Annotated in this window: 21 protein-coding genes; 8 read left to right on the top strand and 13 right to left on the bottom strand. The window is 50.4% G+C overall.

Features of this window, described 5'->3' with window-relative positions:
* Window position 1: 1 nt before the first annotated feature.
* Window positions 2-628 (bottom strand): hypothetical protein, encoded by a 627-nt coding sequence (locus tag BOC67_RS19350; protein ID WP_291912555.1) that lies wholly within the window; start codon window positions 626-628, stop codon window positions 2-4.
* Between the two features lie 115 nt (window positions 629-743).
* Here BOC67_RS19350 and BOC67_RS19345 point away from each other — a divergent pair, with 115 nt between their 5' ends.
* On the top strand, window positions 744-2,483 hold the full coding sequence (locus BOC67_RS19345) for a hypothetical protein (RefSeq protein WP_291912553.1): 1,740 nt from the start codon (window positions 744-746) through the stop codon (window positions 2,481-2,483).
* Window positions 2,484-2,567: 84 nt separating this feature from the next.
* Here BOC67_RS19345 and BOC67_RS19340 read toward each other — a convergent pair whose 3' ends face one another.
* On the bottom strand, window positions 2,568-4,838 hold the full coding sequence (locus BOC67_RS19340; protein ID WP_291912551.1) for an aconitate hydratase: 2,271 nt from the start codon (window positions 4,836-4,838) through the stop codon (window positions 2,568-2,570).
* A gap of 254 nt (window positions 4,839-5,092) precedes the next feature.
* On the opposite strand from BOC67_RS19340, the gene BOC67_RS19335 reads away from it, so the two are divergent.
* Window positions 5,093-5,314, top strand: coding sequence for a PspC domain-containing protein (locus tag BOC67_RS19335; RefSeq protein WP_073076881.1), 222 nt, complete (start codon window positions 5,093-5,095; stop codon window positions 5,312-5,314).
* A gap of 273 nt (window positions 5,315-5,587) precedes the next feature.
* Here the strand turns inward: BOC67_RS19335 and BOC67_RS19330 are convergent, their stop codons facing one another.
* A complete protein-coding gene (locus BOC67_RS19330; RefSeq protein WP_291912544.1) occupies window positions 5,588-5,992 on the bottom strand; it encodes a hypothetical protein in 405 nt (134 codons plus the stop codon).
* An 82-nt stretch (window positions 5,993-6,074) separates the two neighbouring features.
* The gene (gene kdsA / locus BOC67_RS19325; RefSeq protein WP_291912542.1) at window positions 6,075-6,893 is read right to left on the bottom strand and encodes a 3-deoxy-8-phosphooctulonate synthase; all 819 of its coding nucleotides are present in this window, start codon (window positions 6,891-6,893) and stop codon (window positions 6,075-6,077) included.
* A gap of 240 nt (window positions 6,894-7,133) precedes the next feature.
* Here kdsA and BOC67_RS19320 point away from each other — a divergent pair, with 240 nt between their 5' ends.
* Window positions 7,134-8,072: an NAD-dependent epimerase/dehydratase family protein gene (locus tag BOC67_RS19320; protein WP_291912540.1), complete on the top strand. Its 939-nt coding sequence runs from the start codon at window positions 7,134-7,136 to the stop codon at window positions 8,070-8,072.
* 195 nt (window positions 8,073-8,267) lie between these two features.
* Window positions 8,268-10,406, top strand: coding sequence for a TonB-dependent receptor (locus tag BOC67_RS19315; protein ID WP_291912538.1), 2,139 nt, complete (start codon window positions 8,268-8,270; stop codon window positions 10,404-10,406).
* A gap of 131 nt (window positions 10,407-10,537) precedes the next feature.
* On the opposite strand, the gene BOC67_RS19310 is transcribed toward BOC67_RS19315, so the two are convergent.
* The 9 genes from BOC67_RS19310 to BOC67_RS19270 all read right to left on the bottom strand — a co-directional run bounded on the left by BOC67_RS19310 (window position 10,538) and on the right by BOC67_RS19270 (window position 18,136).
* On the bottom strand, window positions 10,538-11,785 hold the full coding sequence (locus BOC67_RS19310; RefSeq protein ID WP_291912536.1) for a GTP-binding protein: 1,248 nt from the start codon (window positions 11,783-11,785) through the stop codon (window positions 10,538-10,540).
* 101 nt (window positions 11,786-11,886) lie between these two features.
* The gene (gene cysD / locus BOC67_RS19305; RefSeq protein WP_291912534.1) at window positions 11,887-12,795 is read right to left on the bottom strand and encodes a sulfate adenylyltransferase subunit CysD; all 909 of its coding nucleotides are present in this window, start codon (window positions 12,793-12,795) and stop codon (window positions 11,887-11,889) included.
* 46 nt (window positions 12,796-12,841) lie between these two features.
* Window positions 12,842-13,525, bottom strand: coding sequence for a phosphoadenylyl-sulfate reductase (locus tag BOC67_RS19300; protein WP_291912532.1), 684 nt, complete (start codon window positions 13,523-13,525; stop codon window positions 12,842-12,844).
* A 146-nt stretch (window positions 13,526-13,671) separates the two neighbouring features.
* Complete coding sequence (locus BOC67_RS19295) at window positions 13,672-14,088, bottom strand: Rrf2 family transcriptional regulator (protein WP_291912530.1); 417 nt, start codon at window positions 14,086-14,088, stop codon at window positions 13,672-13,674.
* Window positions 14,089-14,187: 99 nt separating this feature from the next.
* Window positions 14,188-14,904, bottom strand: a complete 717-nt coding sequence (gene dapB, locus BOC67_RS19290) for a 4-hydroxy-tetrahydrodipicolinate reductase (protein ID WP_291912529.1) — start codon at window positions 14,902-14,904, stop codon at window positions 14,188-14,190.
* A gap of 37 nt (window positions 14,905-14,941) precedes the next feature.
* A complete protein-coding gene (locus BOC67_RS19285; protein WP_291912527.1) occupies window positions 14,942-15,601 on the bottom strand; it encodes a DUF5683 domain-containing protein in 660 nt (219 codons plus the stop codon).
* A gap of 52 nt (window positions 15,602-15,653) precedes the next feature.
* Window positions 15,654-16,586, bottom strand: coding sequence for a ParB/RepB/Spo0J family partition protein (locus BOC67_RS19280; RefSeq protein WP_291912525.1), 933 nt, complete (start codon window positions 16,584-16,586; stop codon window positions 15,654-15,656).
* Window positions 16,570-17,391, bottom strand: coding sequence for an AAA family ATPase (locus BOC67_RS19275; protein ID WP_218377476.1), 822 nt, complete (start codon window positions 17,389-17,391; stop codon window positions 16,570-16,572). Before BOC67_RS19275 ends, BOC67_RS19280 begins: the two co-directional genes overlap by 17 nt.
* Before the next feature lie 64 nt (window positions 17,392-17,455).
* Complete coding sequence (locus tag BOC67_RS19270; RefSeq protein ID WP_291912523.1) at window positions 17,456-18,136, bottom strand: metal-dependent hydrolase; 681 nt, start codon at window positions 18,134-18,136, stop codon at window positions 17,456-17,458.
* Window positions 18,137-18,476: 340 nt separating this feature from the next.
* Here BOC67_RS19270 and BOC67_RS19265 point away from each other — a divergent pair, with 340 nt between their 5' ends.
* From BOC67_RS19265 to lon, 4 genes are all read left to right on the top strand, one after another.
* Complete coding sequence (locus BOC67_RS19265; RefSeq protein WP_291912522.1) at window positions 18,477-19,739, top strand: metallophosphoesterase; 1,263 nt, start codon at window positions 18,477-18,479, stop codon at window positions 19,737-19,739.
* A gap of 167 nt (window positions 19,740-19,906) precedes the next feature.
* Window positions 19,907-20,821, top strand: a complete 915-nt coding sequence (locus BOC67_RS19260) for a hypothetical protein (protein ID WP_291912521.1) — start codon at window positions 19,907-19,909, stop codon at window positions 20,819-20,821.
* A gap of 109 nt (window positions 20,822-20,930) precedes the next feature.
* Window positions 20,931-21,536: a porin family protein gene (locus tag BOC67_RS19255; RefSeq protein ID WP_291912519.1), complete on the top strand. Its 606-nt coding sequence runs from the start codon at window positions 20,931-20,933 to the stop codon at window positions 21,534-21,536.
* Window positions 21,537-21,715: 179 nt separating this feature from the next.
* Window positions 21,716-24,118 carry an endopeptidase La gene (gene lon, locus BOC67_RS19250; RefSeq protein ID WP_291912518.1) on the top strand — a complete coding sequence of 801 codons (2,403 nt, stop codon included), beginning with the start codon at window positions 21,716-21,718 and terminating at the stop codon, window positions 24,116-24,118.
* Window positions 24,119-24,235: the final 117 nt, after the last annotated feature.

Here is a 24,235-nt window from a genome sequence, read left to right as displayed (position 1 = left end):
GTTATAATGTTGCAATTTCGTTTTCAATGTTTGTCCTGGCCGGTATTTCCAGTTGTTCCCGGAAGGCGGCGGTGGCGTAAATAAACGGTTTTTCAAGGAAATGCTCCAGCACTTTCTTCCGGCCGGGGTTGTACACTTCATCCGGGTACATGGCATATTCTTTCCGGATTTGTTCACTATACGTCCGGTAGGTTGCTGCATCAGCACCTAAAACTTCCAGGTCTACATCCAGCAGCATGGCCGTATCCGGCATATCGCCCGGGGTATGTGTTTTGGTGGCGAGTATCATTTGCGCTACCGTCACTAACTCTTCTTCCCAAAAATTAATTTTTTGTAAAAAATCTACAGCGGCCCTGGCGCTTTTTTCTTCATTGTCCTTTGCGGTGGCATCGTACACGATGTCGTGAAAGAAGATGGCAAACAGGAAGGCATCTTTATCCTGTATCAGCGCTTCATGGGTAAAGGCGCTGCTGATCATATTTCGTATATGCGTGAGCGTATGATAATACCGGCCTTCGCTGCCGTAGGCCGCAACCAGCTGCCCATAGGCGCTTTTAACAAGGGCATCGTCGGCCGTGTACCGGCTGCAGAGGTCCGTCCAGATGTATTCGAGTAGGAGCGGTTTCATAAGGGTAAAGTTAGGAAACATTTTAACTGGATAAGTTGCCGCATAATATTATACCAAATGGCTATTGGCCGTATGCATGGCGCGCTGTAATTTACGGGCCATAATCCTGATACTTATGAGTTTAAAAAGTTTGTTACTGCTGGGTTTTTGCTATTTCCTCGCACCCATGGCATTATCCGCACAAACGCCGGTGGTGGAAAAAAGCGCCGGTTTTGAAGAGCCGGAAGATGGCGCCAGCAAGTTGCTCCTGATGAAAAACGGCAACACCATTTTAGTCCATTTCACGAAAAACGACGGGATCGAAACCACCGTGTACAACGCAAAGCATAAGCGGATTGGCGGCGGCCCGAATGAAATCAAATCCTGGAAAGCAAAAAAAATGTCTACCGCCACCCTGGAAGGCCTGTTTGATATCAACGGGGAGCCGGTCGCTTTCATGACGCAGATGGTGGACCGCAAGCCTTCCTTATTCCGCTTAACGTTTGACGGCAAAACAGGTAAGCTGAAAAGCGAGGACCTCGTGAGCGAAACCAACCGCCTGGGCTTTGGGGCCGGCTATTCCATGCTGTTCGGAAAAGTGGATGCGCCGGGATTTATTGTCCGTAAGGACCCTGAATCAGATTACTACGCCGTGGCTACCTACAATGCCTTTTCGCATGATAAGAACGAGCGGGTGAAGATTACCCACTATTCCCCTGAGCATAAGGTGTTGAACGAGGCGTTTTATGAATCGCCCGAAAACAAGTACAAGTACCTGAAAATTGAGGATATGTATGTCAGGGGCGATGAGTTTGTGTTTGTGACATCCTTCTCGTTCAATACCCTTACCAGCGGCGGCAAAGAGTCGCGGGTGATGATCTCCCGGCTGGCCAGGGGCGAAAAGGAATTTAAATCCGAATTCATTGCAGGCAGCAGCTCCACCGTGGAGCCGCTGGTGGCGCTGAAGTACCAGCCGGCAAATAAGCAGCTGTACATGCTCTCGGCCTTAAGCGCAAAGAGTATGGATATGGATTATACGATGTGGACGAGCAAAGTGAACTACGTGTTGAAATTAAACGTGATCGATCCTATTGCTTTGAAGATCGGCAAGGAGATGTACATTGATCATCCTGCGCTGAATGCCTATTCGAAGGACCGTTTAGGTTATAAGAAGCCGTATTACGGCGTGATACAGGACTTCCGCGTACATGACGACGGCTCCCTGACGCTGATGTTTGAAGAGCTGGACGCGCAGATACGGCAGTCTCAAACCCGCTATTTCAATCCAACGGGTTCCTCCCCGGGTTTCTCCAATTCGCCTAACTCTGCGGCCAGCATGTCCGTAGGCAGCACCACTTCCGCCTACACCAAACTGGGGGATATGGGCATTGTGCGGCTCGGCGCCGATGGGAAGGAGCTGCCTGGCAGCTACGCCATCGCGAAAAAACAGGTGGCTTACTCCTGGCTGGACCCCTTGTATGTGTATGACCGCAGTAACGGCGCGTTTAATTTCAAAAAAGGCTTTTTCGGCAAATCTCCCAATGATGGTTTCTTTTCCTTTGATTGCGTGTATGCAGGGGATAAGCTGCTGACGGTGTTCAACGATAACCCGCAGAACATGGATGAAGATGATGAGAGTTACAAAGGGAAGAAGGCCATGAAGTTCATGGGCGATGCCAACACGGTACTGGCCTGGGAAGAAGGCGGCGCGGTGAAAAAGACGTACCTGTTCGGCGATCCCGGGAAGAAGGATGAAGCCAGGTTTTGTAAGATGGAAATGAATACTTTCAGCCAGGATAAGAAGACGATGGCGACGATGCTGATTGAAAGGAAGGGAAAGGATAAGCGGGCGTATATTGCGTGGATCCGGTTTTAATGGGATCTATCAGCTGATTCCTGTCAAAAAGAAAAGGACCGCATCACTGCGGTCCTTTTTTATGCTTTTACCTTTACGGTTTGATTATGCTTTTTTAGCAGCTTCTGCACGGATTACGTTCAGCGCGCCACCAGCTTTAAACCACTCGATCTGTTGTTCGTTGTAAGTGTGGTTTACAGGGAACTCGTCGGTGCTGCCATCTTTGTGATGCAGTACAACGGTGAGTTGTTTGCCCGGAGCAAAGGTAGTCAGACCCAGGATGTCGATGTTGTCATCTTCCTGGATTTTGTCGTAATCTTCTTTGTTAGCGAAGGTCAGACCCAGCATACCTTGTTTTTTCAGGTTGGTTTCGTGGATACGGGCGAAGGATTTCACCAGGATGGCACGAACGCCGAGGTGACGTGGTTCCATAGCTGCGTGTTCGCGGCTGGAGCCTTCACCGTAGTTTTCGTCGCCTACTACTACCGCGCCGAGGCCGGCAGCTTTGTAAGCGCGCATGGTCGCAGGAACAGGACCGTATTCGCCGGTCAGCTGGTTCTTAACGGTATCGGTTTTATCGTTGAATGCGTTTACAGCGCCGATCAGCATGTTGTTGGAAATGTTATCCAGGTGACCGCGGTATTTCAGCCATGGACCAGCCATAGAGATGTGGTCAGTGGTACATTTACCTTTTGCTTTGATGAGCAGTTTCAGGCCTTTCAGGTCAGTGCCTTCCCATGGAGCGAATGGTTCCAGGAGTTGCAGACGGTCGGAAGTAGGGGAAACGATTACCTGTACGCCGCTACCGTCTTCGGCAGGCGCCTGGTAACCGGCATCTTCTACTGCGAAGCCTTTTACAGGCAGTTCAAAACCTTTAGGTTCATCCAGCTTCACCTGTTCGCCGTTCTTGTTGGTCAGCGTGTCAGTCAGCGGGTTGAAGGTCAGATCGCCGGCGATAGCCAGTGCGGTTACGATTTCAGGGGAGGCTACGAACGCGTGGGTAGAAGCCAGACCATCATTTCTTTTCGCGAAGTTACGGTTGAAGGAAGTGATGATAGAGTTCTTACGGTTAGGATCGTCGATATGACGGGCCCATTGACCGATGCAAGGTCCGCAGGCGTTTGCCAGTACCACACCGCCTACCTGGGAGAACGTATTCAGCAGGCCATCTCTTTCGATGGTGTAGCGAACCAGTTCAGAACCTGGAGTGATGGTATATTCGGATTTCATTTCCAGTCCTTTGTCGATAGCTTGCTGAGCCAGGGACGCAGAGCGGGAGATGTCTTCGTAGGAAGAGTTGGTGCAGGAACCGATCAGGGCTACTTCCAGTTTTTCAGGCCAGTTGTTTTCTTTCACTGCCTGTGCGAATTTGGAGATAGGCCATGCCAGGTCCGGTGTGAAAGGACCGTTTACATATGGTTCCAGTTCATCCAGGTTGATTTCGATTACCTGGTCGTAGTATTTTGCAGGATCAGCGTACACTTCTTCATCCGGACGCAGGTGTTCTTTGATCGCATCAGCAGCAGCGGCTACTTCGGCCCTGTTGGTGAGCTTCAAGTAGTCGGCCATTTTCTGGTCGTAAGCGAACAGGGAGCAGGTAGCGCCGATTTCAGCACCCATGTTACAGATAGTCGCTTTACCGGTAGCGCTGAAGGAGTCAGCACCTTCGCCGAAGTATTCCACGATAGCGCCTGTACCACCTTTTACAGTGAGGATACCGGCCACTTTCAGGATGATGTCTTTAGCGGAAGTCCAGCCACTCATTTTACCGGTCAGTTTAACACCGATCAGTTTAGGCATTTTGAGTTCCCATGGCAGGCCGGCCATAACGTCTACCGCGTCAGCGCCGCCAACGCCAATGGCCACCATACCCAGACCGCCTGCGTTAGGGGTGTGGGAGTCAGTACCGATCATCATACCGCCCGGGAATGCATAGTTTTCCAGCACAACCTGGTGAATGATACCAGCGCCGGGTTTCCAGAAACCAATACCGTATTTATCAGAGATGGAGGATAAGAAGGCGTAAACCTCTTTATTTGTATCGTTAGCTACAGCAAGGTCCTGAACGGCGCCTACTTTAGCCTGTATAAGGTGATCGCAGTGAACAGTAGAAGGAACCGCAACTTTGTCACGACCAGCAGTCATAAACTGGAGCAAAGCCATCTGGGCAGTAGCATCCTGCATCGCTACACGGTCAGGAGCAAAATCTACATAAGATTTACCTCTTTCAAAAGGAGTAGATGTAGGTGCGGATAAGTGTGCGTATAAAATCTTCTCGGCCAGTGTGAGCGGACGACCTAACATTTTGCGGGTCGCTTCCACCTTACCCGGTAATGCCGCATACACTCCTTTAATCATGTCAATATCAAACACCATGGAAAAAAATATTTAAGAGCGGTTAAAAATTGGTTGCAAAATTACACATAAATCAACAAGTTTTTAAATTAAATCGGGTGAATATGAAACCTCACAACGTTAATGTTAATTATTATATTTAATTTTTGAACAACGTTCACCGGTGCGACTATACGGCAGAAGCAGGTAAACATATGATAATCAATCAATAATTGGACCGCTAAAATGGCAGACGGCTGCTTGCTTTTGAATCTGAAATTTGATAAATTTGAAGCATGAACCGTATTAAAGACTTCGTGGAATGGAAGGCCTTCGGAGTTTGCAATGCTATTGGGGACCGTCTAGGTGTTGCAACTTCCCGGATTCGCCTCTTTTTCATCTATGCCACATTCCTGACCATGGGATCGCCACTGATTGTGTACATGATCCTCGCTTTCTGGATGAATATGAAAAATTACATCCTGAACGCACGTCGTAACCCGGTGCGTTACCTGTAATTGTTGTTTTAAAGGGTTTGTCCCCGCTTGACGCCACCCGCATGTGGCGCTATCGTTATTTGCCCCATACCTGCTTCCTTTTTCCCTGCGTTTTACTGTACGGCGATGCCTGTTGCGGCATGGTCCACTCCGGCAGAACGCCTTCGTATAACCGTTCCTGTACGGGACCGCCGGCCCTGCGTCCTTAAATCTTTCCCCCTAAAAAAAATAATTACCCGCAGCAAAAAGCCCCGGACACCTTATGCCCGGGGCTTTCCGCAAAATATCTTCCCACTATTCCAAATGGTAATTCGTCATACCATGATAGTGATTCTGCAATTCATTCAGCGTAATCGGGTGCTTGAGCTGCCGGAACTCATCCCTGAAATGCAGCACCAGCAAAGGATCGTGCCCGTCAGGATACCAGCGTACGGAAAACGGCCCCCTTACGTATAAGGTGCCTCTTTCCTGGCCGGACTGCGACTCGTCCACATGAAACTGCAACCTCAACAGCGTTTCCGGGGTCAGCGGAATCGATTTCAGGTTGTCAAGATCATACCAGAACTCATTATCGTTTTCCGTGGCCACCAGCACCTTCTTCTCCACGTGGTCCACCTGCACAATCGTGCCTTCCCTTTCCATTCCTCCGTAACTGGTAATAACAGTATCACCTGATTTTAAATGGTGTAAGTTTATCATAGCGAGAACGATTTAAAGTGTTATATGAATATACATAAAACGCCTCAAATCATCAAGATGTTCGGAAGGGGAATCACCGGTGTTATTTTACCACTTTGCGGATGGCTACCAGTTGCTCCAGCAGCTCCTCCAGGAGGTCGAGCCGCAGCATGTTGGCGCCGTCTGACTTTGCGCAGGCAGGGTCCGGATGCGTTTCAATGAACAACCCGTCCGCGCCGGTAGCAATCGCCGCTTTGGCAATCGTGCCGATCAGCTTCGGGTTACCGCCGGTAACGCCGCTGGTTTGGTTTGGCTGCTGCAGGGAATGCGTACAGTCCATCACCACGGGCTGGCCCAGTTCGCGCATGATAGGGATATTGCGGTAATCCACCACGAGATCCTGGTAACCGAAGGTAGTACCACGCTCGGTCAGCAGGATGTTATCATTACCGGCGCCCTTGATTTTTTCCACGGCAAATTTCATGGCTTCGCCGCTGAGGAACTGGCCTTTCTTTACGTTCACCACTTTACCGGTTTCCGCGGCTGCCAGCAAAATATCCGTCTGCCGGCAAAGGAAGGCCGGAATTTGCAGCACATCCACGTAAGCCGCCGCCATGGCCGCTTCTGCAGCAGAGTGTATATCTGAAGTTACAGGTACGTTAAATGTTTTGCCTACTTTCTGCAACAGCTCCAAACCTTCCACATCGCCAATGCCGGTAAAGGAATGGATGCTGGTACGGTTGGCCTTACGATAAGAGGCTTTGAAAATATAAGGAATCTCCAGTCGCTTACAGATGCCGGATACCTTTTCAGCAACGGTCATCAGTAATTCTTCTTCTTCAATCACACACGGGCCCGCAATCAGGAAAAAGTTATCCGGATTATACTGCTGCCCCTGGAACAATGTTTTTAAATGCTTCATCTTGAAATTTTTTCTGTTGATTCAGGTGGCAAAGGTAACTTTTATATCTCAGTTATCCGGGGATGTCCAACAGCCCTTGTAACCCTATTGTCATAATATTGTAATCCGGCAACAATTCCTTTCCCCAATGGTAATTGGTATTGTTAAAGCATTGTCATCCAGTGCGGGGCGTTGATCGAAAATAGCGGGGAAGCCTTTAATATTACGTCCGTTTAGAAAATACTGCATTATACACCTGATATGAAGAAAGATAAGATCCTGGTAATCGGCGCCTGTGGACAAATTGGCGTGGAGCTGACCCTGGCCTTGAGAAAAATTTACGGGGAATCAAACGTCCTGGCTTCCGACCTGCGGGAGGAGCATGAACTGCTGAAAGGCACCGGTCCTTATGTGTCCCTGGATGTGATGAACAAAGAAATGTTGCACGTACTGGTTATCCGCCACAACATTACCCAGATCTATCTGCTGGCCGCCATCCTTTCCGCCACCGGCGAAAAGAATCCGCTGCTGGCATGGCATATCAATATGCAATCCCTGCTGAACGTATTGGATATCGCCAAGGAAGAGCATCTCGATAAGGTGTACTGGCCTAGTTCCATCGCTGTATTCGGCCCTAACAGCCCGATGCAGGACACGCCGCAGCATACCATCATTGAGCCTACTACCATCTACGGTATCAGCAAATTTGCCGGCGAGCGCTGGTGCGAATACTACAACCACCGCTATGGCGTGGATGTAAGAAGCCTGCGTTATCCGGGCCTGATCAGCTATAAATCGGCTCCGGGCGGCGGTACTACCGACTATGCGGTCGAGATTTTCCACGAGGCGAAAGAACATAAAAAATACACCAGCTTCTTATCCGAAAATACTTACCTGCCGATGATGTATATGCCGGATGCCATCCGCGCTACCATTGAACTGATGGAAGCCGACGCGTCTAAAATTTCCATCCGGTCAGCGTACAACCTGTCGGCCATGAGCTTTTCTCCAAAAGAGATTGCCGCAGAGATCAAAAAGCATATTCCTGATTTTACCATCTCCTACGAACCAGACTATCGCCAGCAGATTGCTGACGGTTGGCCAAACAGCATGGACGATTCGCAGGCCCGCACCGACTGGGGCTGGAAGCCGGAATTCGACCTGGCTAAAATGACCAAAGATATGCTGGACCATATCTAAGCACAGAAAAATATCTTAAAGGCTAAAGACCGCCAACCATACCGGTTGGCGGTTTTTTTTGTTGGGGGAGATGGGAATGCCTCACGGCCACGCGCGTACGAAAGCGGAAAATTTTCAGCGGGCAGAAATTCCGGATTGCGTAAACCTCCCTGTAGGCGCCGGCTTATCTTTGCGCGATTTCAGATTTCAGAAGATATGTATAAACCGCTGGCTACACTGCCCCTGCTCGTACTGGCCGCCTGGCCGCTGCAGCAGCTTTCCGCACAGAATGCGCCCGATTCCTTACAGCAAAAACACCTCGGCGAAGTGGTGGTTTCCGCGAACCGCCGCCCGGTTACGCTGGACCATGTGCCATCTTCCGTTACCATCGTGTCCCGGAAGATGCTGGACAACCAAATGGCTGTCACGACCGATGTAACGGACATCCTGGCCCGCGAGGTGCCAGGCATGGCGCCCGGCGCGCAAACCAACAGCAACGTAGGCCAGGGACTCCGCGGCCGCTCCGTGCTGATCATGATCGATGGGATTCCGCAATCTTCCCCGCTGCGCAATGGAGAGGTGGATTTGCGTTCTATCGACCCCGCCGTGCTGGAAAGAGTGGAGGTGCTGAAAGGCGCCACGGCTATTTATGGCAACGGCGCTACGGGCGGATTAATCAACTACATTACCGCCAATCCCAAAGGAGATAAACCGCTTTCCGGCCGTACCTCCATTAACATGACCGGCGGGCTCACCGGCCTGAAAAACAGTGTGGGCGGCCGTTTCAGCCAGATGCTGCAAGGCCGCGCCGGCAGGTGGGATTATATGGTCAGCGGCGTGTACGAACAAACCGGGGAGTACAAGGATGCAGACGGAAAACTCGTTGGGCCCAACTATAGCCTCGGCGAAACCGAAACCTGGAACGCTTTTGCGAAAGTGGGTTATCATATCAACCGCCGGCAAAAGCTGCAGCTGATGTACAACTTCTTCCGCAGCCAGCAAAACAGTAACTATACGCTCGTGAACGGGGATATCGCCAAAGGTATTCCTGCTACCGGCACGCCGGGCAAGCCGGTGGGCGAGCCTACAGGCGCTAAGGGCAATCACAATATACACCTCGTGTACCAGGCGGATAGCCTGATCGGCGGTACCTCCCTCACGGCCGATGCCTACTACGAATCAAGGGATGATATTTTTTATGTTTCCTTCGGGAGATTTGAAGGCGGCGACGGACAATCCCACACACTGGATAAAAAGAAAGGACTGAGGCTGATGATGAATTCCCCGCTACTGAATCGCGGCGGTTTCACCGGTAACCTCTCCTATGGAGCGGACCTGCTGAATGATATTACCTCCCAGCCGCTGATCGATGGCCGCATCTGGGTACCGGAAATGAATATGCTCAACGCCGCTCCCTTTGCGGAAACCCAATTTACCTTCTGGGATAACCTGATCCTGAAAGCGGGCGTACGCGTGGAAAATGTGCGGGTGAAAGTAAAAGATTATACCACGCTGGAATTAACCAATGGCGCCAACGTTACGCCATCCATCCAGGTAAAGGGCGGGGACCTGAACTATACCGCGAAGCTGTTTAATGCCGGCATCCGCTACAACCGGTTGCCGCTGTTTATGCCTTATTTCAGCTTCTCACAGGGCTTCTCCGTGTCGGACATTGGCCTGGCCCTGCGGGATTCCAAGGTCAACGATATCAAAAAGATCAATACCGAGGCGGTGCTGGTGAATAACTACGAACTGGGCTTTGTAACGGAGCATAAAGGACTGCGTTTTGAACTGAGCGGGTTTATCAGCACCAGCAAACTGGGCGCAGAGCTGATTTTTGACCCGCAAACGGAGTTGTTTAATGTGAGCCGTACCCCGGAAAGGATTTATGGTTTTGAAGCGGCCGTATCCTACGCGGTGCTGAAAAACCTGGACCTGAGCGCTACCTACAGCTACCTGGAAGGCAAAGCCGATACCGCCAAAACCGGCGGCAGCTATAACGTGTACCTGAACGGCCGCCGCATTGCGCCGCCTAAAATTACCGGTACCATTGCTTACCGCCCGGTCAGGGACCTGGAGGTGCGGTTGCAGTATTTAGGTGTGCAGGGCCGGGACAGGTTCGCAAAAAATGCGAAAGGCGTGTATAACGGCAATGAAGGCGCAGTAAAGGCGTACAACCTGTTTAACCTGGCGGCGAGCTACAAGCTGAATGCGAAGACGATGTTTACGCTGGGGGTGGAGAACCTGTTTAATGAGGATTATTTCCCGGCGCGCTCGCAGTGGTTTATGCAACCGGGGTTTTATGCGAAAGGCAGAGGGGCTTCGTTTAATGTGGGGATAGCGGTGAGTTATTAAGCAGGCAGCGTTATTCCGTGTATTGCCGCGGGATGGCGATTTGTAACCATTCAACAGGCAATAGCATTACCCATAAAAAAGACGGATGCAAATACTGCATCCGTCTTTTTTTTATGGCTGTTTGCAAATTTCTATTCCACGAAACCTACTGCAACGGTAGTATTATTAAACTCGTCGATCAGGATAAACGCGCCATTGGCGGGGTTTACGCTGTAAGGGTCTGCCAGTACCGGGGAAGCTGTTTTTAAGGTAATTTTCCCGATATCGTTGAGGCCCATGGTCGTTTTACCGGTTGTTTGCTGGTAGCTGGTTACATCGATCACGTAATTGATCTGCTGCACCTTTGCCTTCACGCGGTTCACGCCATGTTGCAGGAGGTAGGTTTTGCCGGCGGTGAGGGGTTGAGCGTCCATCCAGCAGATTTGCGCGCTGATTTCTTTCAGTTGCTTGGGTTGCTCATTGGTTTTTACGAGCATGTTACCGCGGCTGCTATCAATTTCATCTTCCAGGGTGATGACTACGCTTTCCCTTGCATGAGCGGTTTCCAGCTGTTTTTCGAATTGCTCAATCGTTTTAATACGGCTTTTCTGGCCGGAGGGCAGGGAAATAACCTCGTCGCCTACACTGAAATGGCCGCTGGCCACTTTACCGGCAAAACCGCGGAAATCGTGGTATTCCGTAGTGCGGGGGCGGATCACGCTCTGGATGGGGAAGCGGGCAGGGTGTACGCTGTCCGCATGGTCAAACTGCACACCTTCCAGGTAATCCAGCAGGGTAGGGCCTTTGTACCAGTCGATAGCGCCGTTTGCGCTGGCTACGTTTTCGCCATAGAGGGACGATACGGGTATAAAGGCAACGTCCTGCGCTTTGAAGGAGGCGTTCTGCAACAGCTGCTGGAACTCTTCCACGATCTGGTTAAAGCGCGCTTCGCTGTATTCCACGAGGTCCATTTTGTTCACGCATACCACCAGGTAAGGAATACGCAGGAGGCTGGCGATGAAGAAGTGGCGGTAGGTTTGTTCCACGATGCCTTTGCGGGCATCGATGAGTATCAGGGATACCTGGGCGTTGGAGGCGCCGGTAACCATGTTACGGGTATATTCTACGTGGCCGGGCGTATCGGCGATGATGTATTTACGGGTAGGCGTGGAGAAGTAGATGTGCGCGACATCGATGGTGATGCCTTGCTCACGTTCTGCAACCAGGCCGTCTGTCAGCAGGGAGAGGTCGGTGAAGTCCAGTCCCTTGCGTTTGCTGGCAGCATGCAATGCTTCCATTTTATCCTGCGGGATGGAATTGGTATCGTAAAGTAAACGGCCTATAAGTGTGCTTTTTCCATCGTCTACACTACCGGAGGTGGCTATACGTAATACTTCCATTGTTTATTTTTTAGGGCGGCGCCGGTGGCGCTGCTATTGTTAGGCTGCGCCGGGGGCGCAGGTAATTTTTTTAGGGAGATGGGAATGCTGCAGGGGCAGGATTAAAAGTAACCGGCCTGTTTGCGCTTTTCCATGGCAGCTTCGGAACGTTTATCGTCGATACGGGCGCCCCTTTCGGAGATTTTCGCTTCCATAATTTCGGCGATAATGTCTTCCAGCTTATCCGCATCGGAGATGACGGCGGCGGTGCAGGTCATATCGCCAACGGTACGGAAGCGTACTTTCTGGCGGTAAGGCACCTCGTCTGCGGTGGTGTTGAGGAATTCGGAATAAGGCCAGTATAAGCCGTCCCTTTCGATGATTTCCCTTTCGTGGGCGAAGTAGATGGAAGGTATTTCCAGCTTTTCGCGGCGGATGTAATTCCATACATCCAGCTCCGTCCAGTTGGAGATGGGGAACACTCTCACGTTTTCGCCTATATTAATTTTGCCGTTGAGGATATCAAACAGTTCAGGGCGCTGCATTTTAGCGTTCCATTGGCCGAATTCGTCACGAACGGAGAATATTCTTTCCTTGGCGCGGGCTTTTTCTTCATCGCGGCGGGCGCCTCCGATGCAGGCATCGAATTTACCTTCCTCGATGGCGTCGAGGAGGGTAACGGTTTGCAGCGCATTGCGGCTGGCGTATTTGCCGGTTTCTTCCTGCACTTTACCCTGGTCGATGCTGTCCTGCACATTGCGCACGATAATATCGAGGCCGAGGGAGTTTACCAGCCAGTCGCGGAACTGGATGGTTTCCGGGAAGTTATGCCCGGTATCCACATGCAGCAGCGGAAATGGGATTTTACCGGGGTAAAAGGCCTTTTGGGCCAGGCGTACGAGTGTGATAGAGTCCTTGCCACCTGAAAAAAGGAGTACAGGTTTCTCAAACTGGGCAGCCGTTTCGCGTAAAATATAGATGGCTTCATCTTCCAGTGCCTGCGGAAATTCCCAATTGATCTGATTCGTCATTGGACTATAATTAAGTGAATGCAATATTGTTTGTCAGTAGCGGAACTTAGCCATGGAGGCCGCATTCCTTGTGAGATGCTTCCCACCACCAGCGTCCGGCTCTCGGATGTTCGCCCGGTTCGATGGCGCGGGTGCATGGGGCGCAGCCGATGCTGATAAAGCCTTTGTCGTGCAGCTTGTTATAAGGTACGTTATGCTCCGTGAGGTACTGGAGTACTTCATCGTATCCCCAGTGGATCAGCGGGTTGTACTTATATAACCGTCTTTGCTCATCCCACTCTATCACTTTCATATCATGACGGTTTTCAGATTGCTCGGCGCGCAGGCCGGTAATCCAGACTTTCACCCCTTCGAGCGCCCTGTTGAGCGGCACTACCTTGCGGATGCCGCAACACTCTTTCCTGTTGGCCACTGATTCATAAAAGCTGTTTGGTCCCTTTTGTCTGATCAGCTGCTCTACGGCGGCCGTTTCCGGGAAATACACGTCAATCGGTTGCTTGTAACGTGCCATTGTCAGATCTATGAGGTCATAGGTTTCCTGGAACAGGCGCCCTGTATCCAGGGTAAATACCCGAACGGGCAGTTGGTTCTTCCAGATAATATCCGCTATTACCTGGTCTTCCTGGCCAAACGAGGTGCTGAAGGCTACCGCTCCCGGGTATTGTTCGGTGAGGTATTGGATGCCCTCCGCAACCGAGAGGTTGTCCAGTGCGGTGGTAATGTCTGTCATGTAATACTTCCTTATAGTGATATGCTTGTGCCAGCAATACACAAAAATACATAAATCCTATAAAAAAGATAGACTAAATGGGTGTAAGTGGAAAAAAAATGCCCCTGCGGTGGCAGGAGCATTTTAAATAGTTGAAAATGAATCTTTTAGTTTTTTGTAAGGATGTCCTTCAGGGTTTTATTCTCCAATATTTTCAATGCGGAGTCCCTCACTCTTCCCATCACCTCATTCAAACCACATACGGCTTCATCGCGGCAGTTTTCGCACCGCTCGTAGTAATTCAGGCTCACGCAGGGAAGCAGCGCAATCGGACCATCCAGCAGGCGGATGATCTTGGCCAATGCGATCTCTTTCGGGGGTTTCATCAGGTAATACCCGCCACCTTTACCCTTTTTACTACCCAGGATACCGGAGTTTTTCAGCTCCAGCAGGATATTTTCAAGGAATTTAATGGAGATATTTTTTTCCTGTGCAATCTCGGAGATCAGGATGGGCCCTTTATCTACATTCTCGGCCAGGTAAATTAAAGCGTGAAATGCGTATTGTGTTTTTTTCGATAACATATCGTCTGTTTTGCATCCCTCCCGGATGAACTTTTGTTGCAGCGAACATTATTAATGCAACAAATATAAGTTGTTCCTGCGTCTTTTAGATATTTTCCCTTAGAGGTTAAGGACGTCCTTCATGGTATAGACTCCTTTTTTGCCTTTGAGGAATTCGGCTGCCACCACGGCGCCTGCTGCAAAGCCTTCGCGGCTGTGGGCAGTGTGGGTGATACTGATATCGTCGATCGTGGAGGTATAGGTAACGGTATGGGTACCCGGCGCCGGGTCGATACGTTTGGAGATGATGCTGAGCTGATCGGCAGCGGCAGCGGGTTCGTTTACCCAGGCATGTTTGCGGGTAACGGCGCCCAGTACCTGCTCGGCCAGGGAAATGGCGGTGCCGCTGGGACTATCCTTCTTTTGCGTATGGTGGATTTCCTCCATTTGTACATCGTACTGGGGCTGGGTGGCCATCAGCTCCGCGAGGCGTTTGTTTACCTCGAAGAAGATGTTTACCCCGATGCTGAAGTTGGTGGTATGGAGGAAGCCTTTGCCTTCCTTCTCCGCGATGGCTTTTACTTCCGGCAGCTTTTCCAGCCAGCCGGTAGTGCCGGAAACAACGGGAACGCCGGCTGCAAAGCACTTCATGACGTTGTCGTACGCTGTTTCAGGGGTGGTGAACTCAATGGCAACATCTGCCTGGCCCAGGTGTTCCTTTTCCAGCAGGTGTTTGCTGTTGATATCAATGCGGAGAATGACTTCGTGTCCTTTGGCGGTGGCGATGGCGTCAATGGCTTTACCCATTTTACCATATCCGATTAACGCAATTTTCATGACCTGACTCGTGTTTTATGTTGTGGTTGGAAAGGCGTCAGCGACCTGCATAAAACAGGCCCCTTTTGGCTTTTTTACCTCCGATGGAGATATTCACGCCTATTCCCAATGTACGGTTGTTAATGATAGTAGGGGATACCCTCAATGTAAGATCGTTGGATACATCAAAGGAACGCAGATGCGCAAATACAGTAGCGTCAATGATATTGAGGCCATACGACAGCACAAAGAATAATACGGACAAGTCCACATACTGCCGGTACTGGTCCCTGATTACCTTAATGGCTTCCGCCGGGTAGGTACGGGGATAGATCGTTTCAAACTCATCGTGGATATCCGGATTGTTGAGCATGCGGATGCGGTAGGCGTCACGGTAACGCTTATACTCTTTCATGTTGAAGATGAAAAACCCGGTACAGGTTCCGATAGCGGCATATACCAAAGGGATTTTCCAGTATTCCTTGTTATAAGCCTGGCCCAGGCCCGGTAATATGGCGGAGTACAGGGCCGCCTTGCGGGGACTGTGGATATTCGGCTCATTGAACCTGGAATCCGCGGTTGCCGTTTGCGTGGCAACGGCTGTATCAGCCTGCATAACGAGCCCGCCGGTAGTATCCCCGGCATGTCTGATGACCGGCGCTACCGTATCTTGTTGCTGCTGGGGCCGGGAGGCAGCCATCGAAGGCAATGCCGCCATGACCAGTAGCAGTAAGCATAAATTTCTGATGAAAGAATAAATCTCTGCAGGCTTAGCCACCGTATAAGTCAATTTTTTCCAGAATTCCGTTCAGCTCTTCATCTGAATAAAATTCGATCATGATACTTCCTTTTCCGTTCTTATCTCTTTCCAGTTTAACTTTAGTGGAGAAGTGCGAAGCCAGGTTATCCTGGATTTTCAGGAATGCCGGCGCCAGTTTGGCTTTGGCTTTTGGCTGCTGGTTACCTTTCTCACCGGCCTGGTGCATGCGGCGGGCCAGCTCTTCCGTCTGCCTCACTGATAAACCGCCTTTCATGACCTCATTAAAGAGGAAAAGCTGGTTTTCAACCTTTTCAATACCGGTGATTACGCGGGCATGGCCCATGCTGAGCTGTCCGTTGCGGACTGCTACCTGGATATCCGGCGGCAGTTTGAGCAGGCGTATATAGTTGGTAACGGTACTTCTTTCTTTACCCATGCGGTCGGCCACCTGTTCCTGGGTGAGGTTGCACTCTTCCATCAGGCGTTTGTAACTGAGGCCTACCTCGATGGCGTTGAGGTTTTCGCGCTGCAGGTTTTCCAGCAGGGCGAGTTCCAGCAGCTCCTGGTCGTTGACCTGGCGCACGTACGCCGGTATGTCCTTCAGGCCTGCCAGCTTACTGGCTCTGAGCCTGCGTTCCCCGGCAATCAGCTGGTATTTTTTATTGCTGATTTTAGCTACAGTGATAGGCTGGATGATGTCATGCAGTTTGATAGACTGACTCAGTTCCTGTAAGGCTGCCTCATCAAAATCACGTCGCGGCTGTTTGGGGTTGGTCACTATCTGATCCACCGGGATGCGTTCAATACCGGTTGCAGCCGCAGCAGCCGGGATGGCGCTTTTATCGCCAAGCGCGCCTGCGGTTTGCTTCAGGTCTGTTTCGATGTTTTGGAGCAGTGAGCGGATGCCTTTACCCAGCGCCTCTTTCTTACTTGGATTGGTCATCGTTTATAGCTAAGATTTTATCTTTAGTTTTTATTTTGGTGAAATTATGTTTCTGCAGGATCTCTTTGGCCAGGTTGAGATAGTTGATCGCCCCTGTGCTGGCTGCATCGTACATAATAACGGACTTACCAAAGCTCGGGGCCTCGCCCAGCTTGGTATTACGGTGTATAATAGTGTTGAAAACGCTTTCTTCAAAGTGCTGCTTCACCTCATCCACTACCTGGTTGCTCAGGCGCAGGCGGCCATCGTACATCGTCATCAGTATCCCCTCAATTTCCAGTTCGGTGTTCAGCCGGCTTTGCACAATTTTGATGGTATTCAGCAGTTTTCCCAAACCTTCCAGCGCAAAGAATTCGCACTGCACGGGGATGATAACGGAGTTGGACGCTACCAGGGCATTTACGGTGATCAGGCCCAGGGAAGGGGAGCAGTCGAGTATAACGAAGTCGTAATCCGCCTGCACGCTGTCAATCACCTGCTTCATCACACGTTCCCGGTTGGGGTGGTTGATCAGCTCCAGTTCAGCGCCAACGAGATCAATATGGGAAGGGAGTACTTTCAGATTGGGGGTATCAGATTCCAGGATGACGTCTTTGGCCTGCACATCGTTCACCATACAGTCGTAAAGGCTCTGCTGCACATTGCGCAGGTCAAAGCCCAGCCCCGTGGTGCTGTTAGCCTGTGGGTCAGCATCTACCAGCAGCGTCTTGAACTCCAGTACTGCCAGGCTGCTTGCCAGGTTAATTGCACTTGTAGTTTTTCCTACGCCACCTTTCTGGTTAGCGATTGCGATTATTCTTGCCATTGTCTAATTTAAAAATTCAAGGTTATTTATAGGATAAGGATAAACCAAACTTGCTGCCTCTTCCTCAAACCTCAATGGTACTGCCGATGTCCGGCAGCAGCAATTCCAGACCTGCATCCGTAAATTGCGCTTTGGCCGAGACGTGGTTAATCTTAATATAACCAAAAGTATCGTAGTGTACCCCAATTATTTTTGAACATTCAATCATCTCGGAGGCCGCAATGGCATCTTCCACTCCCATGGTAAAATTGTCGCCAATCGGCAAAATGGCAAAATCCAGTTTAGCCGCCGCCGGTACCAGCTCCATGTCGTACGTCAGCGCCGTATCCCCGCTGTAATAGAAATTACCCTCATCGGTGATGAAGATAAAGCCCATGGGGTTACCGCCGTAACTGCCATCCGGCAGGCTGCTGCTATGCTGCGCTACCGTGCATTTCACCATACCAAAGTCAAATTTCCACTTGCCCCCGGTATTCATCGGGTGTAATAATTCCAGTCCCTGCTTGCCGGCCCAGCTCACAATCTCAAAATTGCTCACCACCGTGGCGCCGGTCTTTTTTGCCACTTCCACCAGGTCAGCCGTATGATCGTCATGACCGTGCGAAACAAATATGTAATCTGCCTTAATGGCTTCAATATCAATCTTCTTTGCGAGTTCGTTGTGGCGGATGAAGGGATCAAACATGATCTTTTTCCCTTTGATCTCCACAACAAAGCATGAATGTCCGTAATAGGTGAATTTCATAAATTAATTATTTGAATGAACTACAAGGCCCAGGGCCCGTAATTTGAATATCAATATTAATTTCACACAATTAAAAGTAACCCCAATCGGACAAAAATACAACGATTAGGTAAAAATCAGACGAGGCAGTATATTTATTTATTCACAACTTCCCTTCGTACACCCCTGTTTCCCAGATTGCTTCAAAAGTAATTGTTTCTTTTTCCACGGAAAAAAAATAAAACATACAATTATCCGGATTGTTATTCGTCTATATAACGAACTGAATGACTTTTAACTTTTTGTACCGGCCCTAAATCGGTACCTTGCCTAATTAATCATATTAATATAATATATAATAATGCGCCCTGGCTCTAATTCGTTTATTCTGGTCATATTCCTGCTGCTACTGGATATTTATGTCTTTCAGGCCGTTCGTGCCATTGTTTATATGTCCAGCCCCCGGGTGCGGACCATCACCTACAGTACCTACTGGATCATTTCCATTGCCTGCCTGGTAACGGTAGTGCTCCTCCCGTATATAAAATGGCATAACTGGCCTACCAGCGTGCGTTCCTACGTGCTGGCCATCATCATCGGGCTGGTGGTCGCCAAGCTCCTGGCAGCCGTGTTCCTCCTTATCGACGACGCCCGCAGGGGGATCACCTGGATCATCCGGAAATTTTCCACCCCGAAGGAAGTGACCATGGAAGCGGTCAACGGCCTTACCCGCTCCCAGTTCCTCAACAGGCTGGGCCTCATCGCCGGCGGCAGCCTCTTTGCCACCCTCGTCTACGGGTTTTCCAACAAGTATAATTATCATGTTCATAAGATCAAACTGAACTTCAAAAACCTGCCGGCCGCCTTCAAAGGCATGCGCATCGTGCAAATTTCAGATATCCACTCCGGCAGCTTTGCCAACCGCGAAGCGGTGATGAAAGGGGTGAAAATGATCAATGACCAAAAGCCGGACCTGGTCCTCTTTACCGGCGACCTTGTGAACGACCGCGCCGTGGAAATGGAACAGTGGATGGACGTCTTCCGCCAGGTGAAAGCGCCTATGGGCGTGTATTCCACCCTGGGCAACCACGATTATGGCGACTATTACCCATGGCCGGACAAGCAGCCCAACGGCTACAGCGCCATGCAGCACGAGAACCTGGAAACGCTGAAGAAAGTGCATGCGGACCTCGGCTGGCGCCTCATGATGAACGAAAATACCATCCTGCAGAAAGGAGAAGATAAGATCGCCCTCCTGGGAGTAGAGAACTGGAGCGCCATGAGCCGCTTCCCTAAGTACGGGGACCTGAAACGCGCCTACGAAGGCGTGGCGGATGTGCCGTTCAAAATCCTCATGTCCCACGACCCTACCCACTGGGATGCGCAGATCCGCCCGGAATTCCCGGATATCGCCCTCACCCTCGCCGGCCATACCCATGGCATGCAGTTCGGTATTGAAATTCCGGGCCTCAAATGGAGCCCCGCGCAGTATATCTATAAGGAATGGGCCGGGCTGTATAAGGAAGGAGAGCAGTTCCTGTATGTGAACAGGGGATTTGGCTTCCTGGGGTACCCGGGCAGAGTAGGGGTACTGCCGGAGATTACGGTGATCGAGCTGGCATAGCCGGCACGCACCAGGCTCATTCAGGCCCTCCTAAAGCCATTTTTCACCCGGTTATCGACAAATTTCCATGCCTGACCTATAGTTAAGGCCCCTTGGCCTTTTAGTTGACGCAACACTGCTAAGGAACAACTATATTGCACCAACGAAAATCTCGCAAATAGCAGTTCATGCGTGCCTACTTTATATTCCTGTTGCTGTTGTGCAGTCGCCCGGTTTTCGGGCAGTCCCTGGCCGACCTCGAACGCCAGCTGGATTCGCTGTTAAGTAAGAAAACGAAAAGTGAGCTGGTGGCAGGACTGGGTTATGGCAACAATCCCGCCTATGGCAGTAAAGTGCCGGATTACACCGCCCCGCTGGTGATGAAAACATTTGTAGCGCCTTCGCTGACCTATTACCATAAATCCGGTTTCTATGCGGGCTTCACAGGGTATTACCTGTTCAACGCTTTCCAGCAGCCCTGGTTTGAATGGGATGCTACCATAGGGTACGACTATACGAAAAATCCCAAGCTGCTGACCGGGATTTCCTATACGCATTACTTCTTTGCGGACAGCAGCGATGTGCCGCTTTCTCCCATCGACAACGAGTTATTTACCTATTTCTATTACCGGGGCTGGTGGCTGGAACCCGGCATCAGCCTGGATTTCGGCTGGGGCAGGACCACCGCCGAAGGTATGTACTATAAGGAAACCATGCGGGGCGCGGATTTCAACGTCATCGCCACCCTGCGGCATCCGTTTATATTCACAGATTTTTTTTCCTCCAAAGACGCCCTGCTGCTAACGCCATCCCTATCCCTCACCACCGGCACGGCCAATTATTACAGCAACCTTAAATCCTTCCAGTATTTTTCCAGGTCCCCCAAGCTGAAGCGATACCCGCCCAAAGTGCCGTTGGGCCAGGAGTACAGCCTGCGCCAGGTAACGGAGTTCCAGCCGAGGGCGCTGGATCTGACGGTCAGCGTATCTTACCTCTTCGGTAAAATCAGTTTGTCCCCGTCCTACACCGTTTTCAAAACTTTTAATATGGACGAAACCGGCCTCCTGAGCTACTTTACTGCCCGCCTGTCCTACATCTTCTGAAAAAATTAACATATAGCACGGAATTTGTATAAAAGCCAGCCACGGATTACACGTAGGGGTAAATGATTTCCTGTACGTCTATATTTTAACCATGACAAATAATTATTTTATGAAAAAGTTCCTACTTGCTGTTGTCCTGCTGACTGCAACAGCTGTTTCGTCTGTTAATGCTCAATCTTTGCTCCGCTGGGGTGTTAAAGGTGGCGCCAACCTTGGAAAACTCGATGGTAAAGGCTTTGATGATGGTTTTAACCTCGGTTACCATCTCGGAGGTTTCGTACAATTAAACCTGGTAAAAGGTTTCGGCGTGCAGGGTGAAGCTATTTTCTCCTCCACCAAAACTAAAACAACTGATAACTTCAGCGATATCTACGAAGGCGTAAGTACTGCCGACAACCGCAAAGAAGTGAAACTGAACTACCTGAGTATTCCGATCCTGGCTAATATCGACCTCGGTACGCCACGTCTGAAACTGCAGCTGGGCCCTCAGTTTGGCGCAATGGTGAGCGACAAAAAGGTATTCGGCGCAGCCAAAAACGCATTCAACGGCGGCGAAATCTCCGGTGTGGCCGGCCTGTGGCTGCAACTGCCGATCATCAACGTGTCCGCCCGCTACATCATTGGCTTTAACGATGTGCAGAACCTCAGCAGCGTGACCAATTCCGGCAACTGGAAAAACCAGGCCATCCAGCTGGGTGTGGGTGTGACCCTCTAAAGATATTTTATTAAAACACTGTTAAGGGCTTTTATTCCTGCGCGGGCAGGAATAAAAGCCCTTACTTTTGGCAGGGATTTCACTTGGCATTAATCTTGACAAGGTACCCATGCATAAAACTAAGGTCGTTTTAGAAAGATAATCTGACAGAATGTCCTCAGTGGCTTTAAATATTTCAGATGAATAGATTTTATTTAGGAAATTCAGAAGATGAAATGGAGTTCATGCCTATTATCCCCCTCAGTGAAGACGGAGAAGGAGAGCAGGACGAGAAGATCCCCGATGAACTGGCATTATTACCGTTAAGAAATACAGTACTCTTCCCGGGTGTGGTATTACCTATCACTGTGGGCAGGGATAAATCCATAAAGGCAGTTAACGACGCATACAAGACTGACAAAATGGTCGGTGTGGTAGCGCAAAAAGACAGTACGATCGAAGATCCGACCGTCGCCGATCTCAGCGAGGTGGGAACCGTAGCCCGTATCGTGAAGCTGATCAAAATGCCAGATGGCGGCACCACCATCATCATCCAGGGCCGCAAGCGCTTTAAGATTGACGAAGTGCTGACGGAAGATCCGTACTTCAAGGCTAAAATTGAGCTGTTACAGGATGAACTGGTAGACGATGATCCGGAGTTTGACGCTTACATCTCCTCTATCAAGGACCTCGCCACCCAAATCATTCAGCTTTCGCCCAACCTGCCTTCCGAAGCCAGCATTATCCTGAAAAACATCGAAAATGCTTCGTTTTTGGTGCATTTCGTGTCTTCCAACCTGAATTCGGAACTCAAGGATAAGCAGCTGCTGCTGGAAACCAATAACCTCCGGCACCGGGCGGAATTATTGATGAAGCTCCTGCAAACAGAGCTGCAACTGGCGGAACTGAAAAATAAGATTACCAATAAAACCAAGGCCGATCTCGATAAACAGCAGCGCGATTACTTCCTCCAGCAGCAAATGAAATCTATTAAAGAGGAGCTGGGGGGAGATACCAATGACCGCGAAATCCGGGAGATGAAGCGTAAGGCGGAAGACAAGAAGTGGCCGGCAGCCGCTGCAGAAGCCTTCACAAAAGGCATCGAGAAGCTGGAACGCATGCATCCGAGTACGCCGGATTACAGCGTGGTGTACAACCACCTGGACCTCCTGCTGGACCTGCCCTGGAATGAATATACTACCGATAGCTACGACCTGAAGAAGGCGAAGAAAATACTGGATAACGACCACTATGGCATGGACAAGATCAAGGAGCGCATCCTGGAATACCTGGCCGTGCTGAAGCTGAAAGGGGATATGAAATCGCCTATCCTCTGCTTTGTAGGCCCTCCGGGTATTGGTAAAACATCGCTCGGGCGTTCTATCGCCAATGCCGTAGGCCGCAAATATGTGCGTTTGAGCCTGGGGGGCATGCACGATGAAAGCGAGATCCGCGGACACCGCAAAACCTACATCGGCGCTATGCCCGGCCGCATTGTGCAGTCCATCCGTAAGATCAAATCTTCCAACCCGGTCATGATACTGGATGAGATAGATAAATTAGGAAATGATCACCGGGGAGATCCCAGCTCCGCGATGCTGGAAGTCCTCGATCCGGAGCAGAACAGCACTTTCTACGATAACTACCTGGAATTGGAGTACGACCTCAGTAAGGTCCTGTTCATCGCTACCGCCAACAATGTGGCGGCTATTCCGGCGCCGCTGCGCGACAGGCTGGAGATCATTGACCTGACCGGTTATTCCATCGAAGAGAAGATAGAGATTGCCAAGCGCCACCTGATCCCGAAACAAAAAGACGCCCATGGCCTCAAGGACGCTAAAATCCGTATAGCCAACAGCGTTATTGAATATATCATCGCCAACTACACCCGCGAAAGCGGCGTGCGTGAGCTGGACAGGCAGTTTGCCGCGCTGATGCGCAACCTCGCCAAAGAGGTGGCACTGGAAAATCCTTTGCCGGAGGCTGTTACCAACGAGTTTGTAGAAAAAGTCCTGGGCAAGCCCCGTTACTCCAACGAAATCTATAAGGTGGGCAACCCGCCGGGCGTGGCCGTAGGCCTTGCATGGACTTATGTTGGCGGGGATATCCTCTTCATTGAAAGCAGCTTGAGCGAAGGCAAGGGCGACCTGAAGCTGACGGGTAACCTGGGCAATGTAATGAAAGAATCCGCAGTAACGGCGCTGACTTATTTGCAGGCCAATGCTGCTACCTATAAGATTGATCCGAAGTTGTTTAAGGAAAAGAGCGTGCATGTACACGTACCGGAAGGCGCGGTGCCGAAGGATGGCCCGAGCGCAGGTATCACCATGCTGACGGCGCTGGCTTCCGCCTTTACCGGCCGCCGCGTGAAATCCTACCTGGCAATGACGGGCGAGATTACCCTCCGCGGGCAGGTACTGCCAGTGGGTGGTATCAAGGAAAAAATCCTGGCCGCCAAGCGCGCCGGGATACGCGAAATCATCCTGTGCTGGCAAAATGAGAAGGACATCAAGGACATTAATCCGGATTACATCAAGGGATTAAAGTTCCATTATGTACGGGAAATGAACCAAGTGCTGGATATTGCGTTATTAAAGAAGTAACACCGTGTATCATTACTGTCACTCCTGACGGTAACCTATAAATAAATTCATATCGGTTTGTTGTGACCCCGGTATGAATCATGTTGATTGTTTTAAGGGTTCGATAAAGCCATTTGC

This window comes from Chitinophaga sp. CB10, assembly GCA_001870995.2.
Lineage (GTDB): Bacteria > Bacteroidota > Bacteroidia > Chitinophagales > Chitinophagaceae > Chitinophaga.
This window is presented reverse-complemented; position numbering and strand designations above follow the sequence as displayed.